The 2,955-nt window shown below is 65.7% G+C and carries 5 protein-coding genes; all 5 read right to left on the bottom strand.

Annotation, left to right across the window (positions count from 1 at the left end):
• Positions 1-5: 5 nt before the first annotated feature.
• Positions 6-1,139, bottom strand: coding sequence for a polyamine ABC transporter substrate-binding protein (locus tag Aple_RS23260; RefSeq protein ID WP_155346792.1), 1,134 nt, complete (start codon positions 1,137-1,139; stop codon positions 6-8).
• A 270-nt stretch (positions 1,140-1,409) separates the two neighbouring features.
• Entirely contained in the window at positions 1,410-1,994 is a 585-nt protein-coding gene (locus Aple_RS23255; RefSeq protein ID WP_246264718.1) for a GTP-binding protein, read from the bottom strand.
• Positions 1,975-2,334, bottom strand: coding sequence for a DUF742 domain-containing protein (locus Aple_RS23250; protein ID WP_155346791.1), 360 nt, complete (start codon positions 2,332-2,334; stop codon positions 1,975-1,977). The genes Aple_RS23255 and Aple_RS23250 overlap by 20 nt, the downstream gene beginning before the upstream one ends.
• A gap of 9 nt (positions 2,335-2,343) precedes the next feature.
• Positions 2,344-2,763, bottom strand: coding sequence for a roadblock/LC7 domain-containing protein (locus tag Aple_RS23245; RefSeq protein ID WP_155346790.1), 420 nt, complete (start codon positions 2,761-2,763; stop codon positions 2,344-2,346).
• Positions 2,760-2,955 (bottom strand): hypothetical protein (locus Aple_RS52165; protein WP_218038481.1); only part of this gene is annotated, 196 nt, incomplete at its 5' end. The genes Aple_RS23245 and Aple_RS52165, both read right to left, overlap by 4 nt.

Raw genomic sequence — 2,955 nt, 5'->3', positions numbered from 1 at the left:
GCGTCTTACTGAGCGGCCTGGACCTCGGTCGCCAGGCGGGTGTACTTCACCGAGTCCTCGCCGAGGTCGATGATCGACTCACCCTCCAGCAACTTCGCGGGCGTCATCGCGAGCGGCGGGTAGGACGCGAAGAGCGCGGGGTCCACGCTGTCCATCGCGGCCTTGTTCGGGACCTTGTAGAGGATGTTCGCGGACACCCAGCCGTGCACCTTCGGGTCCAGGATGTAGTTGATGAAGGCGTGCGCCGCCTCCTTGTTCTTGGAGGACTTCAGGATCACCATCGTGTCCGCCCAGAGGTCGCTGCCCTCGTTCGGGATGACGAACTTGACCTTCGGCTTGTCCGTCGGGCACCAGCCGTCCCAGGCCACGGCCATGGCCGCCTCGCCCTCCGCCACCTTCGTGCCGAAGGTGGTGTCGTCGAAGCCGAGCATGGTCGTCTTGGCCTTGAGCAGCAGATCCTTGGCCGCGGCCAGGTCGGCGTCGGAGGTCGTGTTGATCGACTTCTTGAGGGCCTTCAGCGCGGGCAGCGCGAGCCAGCGCTCGGTGGTCATCATGAGGACCTTGCCGACGGCCTTGCCCTTCGGGGCGAGGATGTCGTTCCAGCTGGTCGGCGGCGCGTCCACCAGGTCGGTGCGGTAGCAGATGCCGGTGGTGCCCCAGGTGTAGGGCACGGAGAAGACGTTGCCCTTGTCGTAGGACAGGTTGGCGGCCTCGGGGTAGAGGTTGGCCAGGTTCGGGATCAGCTCGGGGTGCAGGGGCTCGAGCAGCCCGGCCTCGTTGAGCGCCTGCGCGTACTGACCGGAGACGAAGACCAGGTCGAAGCTGGTGCTCTGGCCACCGGTCAGCTTGCCCATGATGTCTTCGTTGGTGGCATGCGGAGCGATCTTCAGATCGAACTTCAGATCCTTCTTGATCCGCTCGGGAAGGTCCGGCGGGCTGTACCCCTCCCAGATCGACATGGAGAGGCTCTGCTTGCTGAGATCAGCGTTGGGGTCGAGCTGAACCGTCGTGGCGCTAGGCGCCGCCGCTGCGGTGGGGTCCGGCGAGGTGCTTGATCCACCACACGCGGCCAGCGCGAGGACAAGTCCGGCGGCAGTGAAAGCAGCCGGCAGTTGACGGGTGTACCGGATACGGGACACGACCGCTACTCCTTCATAGGTGCCTTGATGCCTGCGAGCAGCAGACCAAAGAGGGAGTGTTGCAGCCCATATCAAGATAGATCAAGACTTTTCGGGACATTGTTAGCTGGACGTTCACGGTCCGATTTGAATCCGGATTCAGCTCACATCCCGGTTCACTTTGCGAACCCGGACAAATCACCATAAATCACCATTTAATGATCTTTATCTGGGCAAAGCTAAGGGCCATGTGCCGGTTCCAGCGCATGGCCCTAAATGCCTATTTTCTGCCTAGTACGGTCTCCCGTACGCCGACCGCACCGTCAGCACATATTCCACCAAAGTGATCAAAGTCGACTTGACCGCCTCCCGGGAACGCGCGTCCGTACGGATGACCGGAATGGTGGCGGCCAGCGACAGCGCCTCCCGCACCTCCTCCTCGGCGTGCAGGAACTGCCCGTCCCAGCCGTTCATCGCCACCACGAAGGGCAGCTGGGCCTCTTCGAAGTAGTCGATGGCGGGAAAGCTGTCGGCCAACCGGCGGCTGTCCACCAGCACGACCGCGCCGATCGCGCCCCGCACCAGGTCATCCCACATGAACCAGAAACGGTGCTGACCGGGCGTGCCGAACAGATACAGGATCAGGTCCTGGTCGAGGGAGAGCCGGCCGAAGTCCATGGCCACCGTGGTGGTGGTCTTGTTCGGCGTCAGCCCGAGGTCGTCGATGCCGGTGCTGGCATCGGTCATCACCGCTTCGGTCGTCAGCGGAAGGATCTCCGAGACGGCACCGACGAAGGTCGTCTTGCCCACGCCGAACCCGCCCGCCACGACAATCTTCGTCGAGGTCAGGCCGCGACTAGAGCCTGCGAAGTCCACTGAGCACCCTTTCGAGCAAATTGTGGTCTGGTTGTCCCTGGTTGAGCTGCGGCATGTGCAGGCGGACCAGACCCTCGTCGGCCAGGTCGGCGATCAGCACCCGCGCCACGCCGAGGGGGACCCGGAGCAGCGCGGAGATCTCCGCGACCGAACGCACGGAACGGCAGAGCGTCATGATCGCTTCCTGCTCGGGCTCGAGCATCGAGTAGTCATCGCTCATGAACGTCACCGTGGAGACCAACGTCTCCATCGCCAGATGGTAACGCGGTTCCGCACGTCCTCCGGTGACGGCGTACGGACGGAAGAGCGGCTCCTCCTCCATGCCCTCAGGTCCACGCATCACCGGACATCACCGGCGACTGGTCTGCAGCTCGGCCCGCAACGCCGGCGTGAGCGTCTGACCTGCGCGCTCGACCAGCAGCGTCATCTGGTAGGCCACCAGACCCATGTCGCAGTCCGGCGCCGCCAGCACGGTCAGGCAGGAGCCGTCGCTGATGGCCATCACGAGCACCAGGCCGCGCTGCATCTCCACCACGGTCTGGGTCACCTCGCCGCCGTCGAACACCCGGGAGGCGCCCGCCGTGAGGCTGAGCAGCCCGGCGGCCACCGCCGCCAGCTGGTCGGCCCGGTCCGGGGGAAAGCCGTCGGAGTTCGCCAGCCGCAGGCCGTCGGCGGAGACCACCACGGCGTGCGCGACGCCGGGGGTGCCGCTCACGAACTCGGTGATCAGCCAGTCGAACCTGCGCGCCTCGACGCTCAGCTCGCTCACGAGCCCTCCCTCTCATTCGCCGATCCGTCGGCCGGTTCGCCGGCCACTTCCGCGCGGCCCCGCCGTACGCCCTGCTGGAAGCTGGAGAACCGATCCCGCACCGCTTCCGGCGAGACCGGCGGGGACGCGGCGGGCGGGGAACTCGCGGCGTTCACCGATCCTGGCACCAGATTCGCCCGGGGCGTGCGGCGG

Source organism: Acrocarpospora pleiomorpha, assembly GCF_009687885.1.
GTDB classification, from domain to species: Bacteria; Actinomycetota; Actinomycetes; order Streptosporangiales; family Streptosporangiaceae; genus Acrocarpospora; species Acrocarpospora pleiomorpha.
The sequence above is the reverse complement of the archived record's forward strand: the minus strand, read 5'-3'. Positions and strand labels throughout refer to the sequence as shown.